Annotated in this window: 4 protein-coding genes; 2 read left to right on the plus strand and 2 right to left on the minus strand. The window is 58.5% G+C overall.

All coding sequences use genetic code 11. The features are described 5' to 3' along the window. Positions 1–334: 334 nt before the first annotated feature. Entirely contained in the window at positions 335–835 is a 501-nt protein-coding gene (locus AC630_RS42505) for a hypothetical protein (RefSeq protein WP_074124417.1), read from the minus strand. Between the two features lie 322 nt (positions 836–1,157). Further along, positions 1,158–1,466: a hypothetical protein gene (locus AC630_RS42510; protein WP_074124418.1), complete on the minus strand. Its 309-nt coding sequence runs from the start codon at positions 1,464–1,466 to the stop codon at positions 1,158–1,160. Positions 1,467–1,524: 58 nt separating this feature from the next. Between AC630_RS42510 and AC630_RS42515 the strand changes: the two genes are divergently transcribed. Continuing rightward, positions 1,525–1,791 (plus strand): helix-turn-helix domain-containing protein, encoded by a 267-nt coding sequence (locus AC630_RS42515; RefSeq protein ID WP_074124420.1) that lies wholly within the window; start codon positions 1,525–1,527, stop codon positions 1,789–1,791. A gap of 250 nt (positions 1,792–2,041) precedes the next feature. Beyond that, a complete protein-coding gene (locus AC630_RS42520) occupies positions 2,042–2,272 on the plus strand; it encodes a hypothetical protein (protein WP_074124422.1) in 231 nt (76 codons plus the stop codon). Positions 2,273–2,317 lie beyond the last annotated feature (45 nt).

Below are 2,317 nucleotides of genomic sequence, written 5' to 3' on the forward strand. Positions count from 1 at the left end.
CTCAATTTCACTGCCGCCTATTGCTGAGTAGTTCCGCCAAGGGATCAGCGCGGCAGGCCTATGACCATGCGCGGTGAATGCTGCCTCATGCGCATCATCAAGCTCAATGGATACCTGCTGCAACGCTGCCTTAGCGCGTCGATAGAGGTCAACAACGTTCATTCCCGCGGTCCTTGACGCCGTTAGAGAGGGCGCAGCAGTTGGCGCGGCTGTAGCGGTAGAAATAGCAGTCATCATGTTCATGGTCGCGTTCTCCTTCATTGAGATTTTCTGGCAATCACAGCTTCGGCTTGAGGTCGTCTGGCGGACGGCGTGAGCCGGCGCCCCTCCGCGATCACGATAAAGAAGGCTCATCGAGTCCCATCGTCAGGGCAACCGTGACGTTTTCGATCAGGAAGTGGTGCCAGCTCCTGGTGATATTTCGGGTGTCGCCGCTTTCCAACGCGCTGGGCCAGCTGCGCCCGTCCTTGTCGTGTGTGAGAGCATAGTTGAGGAGTGCCAGCAGTCCTTGCCGCGTGGTGGGACGGATATCGCACAGTGCGCACGCTGCATCTGTCTCTGCATCAAAAGCCGCAAGCAACGCACGTTCACTCGCAATCCATCGGGGATCATCGGTCTCAACGATGAACTCGTCTTCCCAGGGGTTCACCTCCGACTGGCGTTTCTGAAGGGGAATTTCTGACTCCAGCGCAGAGTGATTACTAACTTCCTTGGCGAGGCGCTCGTAAACTTGCCTATGAGTCTCGATCGCAGCGAGGATCGGATCGGTCTCCGTGGCGGCTTCGGATGGGATCTGTGTGCCGATGAGGGCCGCGCTGCTAACTACCATGTTCATGACTGTCCTCCTGCTGATCTGTGCCCCGCGCTCAGGAATGTTTGAGCGGGCATATGGTTCTGGCCACGCCGATCCGGGCTGACATGCGCTGTGCCCGCTTTCCAGCTTCGAGGAAGGTGTTGAAAATAGTCCGGCGCCCCTGGCGCCAATAGCTACCGCGTTGCTCATGTTCTCTCTCTTGATTGGCGTGAAGGATCTTGAGACGACGGCGAAGCGTAATGTCCGCCCGTTGGTCGACCGCTGTCGGGATTGGAAAGAAAGCCGGTTGCTTCACCTCCTTTCGGCTTGCCGACCAAACAGGCAAGGGTTGAATTGGTGCTCCTCAGAAGGCCGAGCGGCGCACGCCATCGCGGGCGTTCCCGTAAGGGATAACTGTGGTCATCGCGACGGGCAGGCCGTGACGCTGGCGCCATGCGCACTGCATCTCGGGGATCATGTCGGCATACAGGCGGATGGAAGCCCGGAGGGAGCGAGGGGTGATCTCGCCCCAAGTCCGCATGGCTTCACGGCGCGCGAGGCCCTTGAGGACCCACATCCTCACTTCGCCGGTTTGCTTGTCGACCAGGTTGCGGACGGTGAGGGTGGCCGCTGGCATAGCTCCGCCGTTCACCGGGAAGGTGTTTTTGCTCATCGCGCTTGCCTTGGTTAGCTCTGTTTGATATTTTTAATATCGCATAGGAGAGCTGGGCGTGTCAATATTAAAAATATCAATCAGACAGATCAAAGCTGCCCGATCCCTCTTGGGATGGTCGCAAGATGACCTGGCTGAATCCTCGGGAGTTTCAAAGCCTACGATCGGGCGGCTGGAAGCAATCGATAGCGACGACCCGATAGGAGGACGCCCCGAAACGGGAGAAGCGCTTGTCGCCGCACTCGAGAAGGCCGGCGTCGAGTTCATCCCCGAGAATGGAGGCGGAGCCGGCGTGAGACTGGCGAAGCGAGGAAAGAAGAGATGACCAACTGCCGCGATCTGACAACGATAACTCTAATCGCGGCTGCTCTGCTGGTTCGGCCAATGCGCCGTGTCTCGTGAGCATGGATCTGCCGAGGGCAGCTCCAAGGTTTCTGGCCAGTTGCATGGCCCCAGCCTGTCCGAATGCCTGGGGCCAAACCCTGCGACTCGTCTGCGGGAGCGTGAGGGTTGATGAAGCCGACCTAATGACGTTAGGCTGCCCGAGCAAGCACAAAACATAAGGGAGGGCCGCGATGTCCATCGACGACCGCCACCGTGACAAGAATGGTGAGATCAGCAAGAAGCACGGTAACACCCTCATTCGTACACTGCGCAAGGTTTACGGCAACACGTTTGCCGCCGGCCACCCGGAGACGGCAACACTGGGTGAAGTGCTCCAGCACCTCAATGAGACATCCCTAGGCCAGCTGGTTCACGACCAGAAAAACGGGCACCTCGAAAAGAAGATCAGAAAGGCAGAATAGTCAGCCGTCCGTTCGGCTTGTCAGCCGATCGCTCTGCCGGCATGA

This window comes from Bradyrhizobium sp. AS23.2 (genome assembly GCF_001908185.1).
Lineage (GTDB): Bacteria > Pseudomonadota > Alphaproteobacteria > Rhizobiales > Xanthobacteraceae > Bradyrhizobium.

What these genes read in the sequence shown, in the direction of transcription:
- AC630_RS42510 (WP_074124418.1), bottom strand. Translation starts at nt 1,466, where the DNA reads ATGAGCAAAAACACCTTCCCGGTGAACGGCGGAGCTATGCCAGCGGCC.
- AC630_RS42520 (WP_074124422.1), top strand. Translation starts at nt 2,042, where the DNA reads ATGTCCATCGACGACCGCCACCGTGACAAGAATGGTGAGATCAGCAAG.
- AC630_RS42505 (WP_074124417.1), bottom strand. Translation starts at nt 835, where the DNA reads ATGAACATGGTAGTTAGCAGCGCGGCCCTCATCGGCACACAGATCCCA.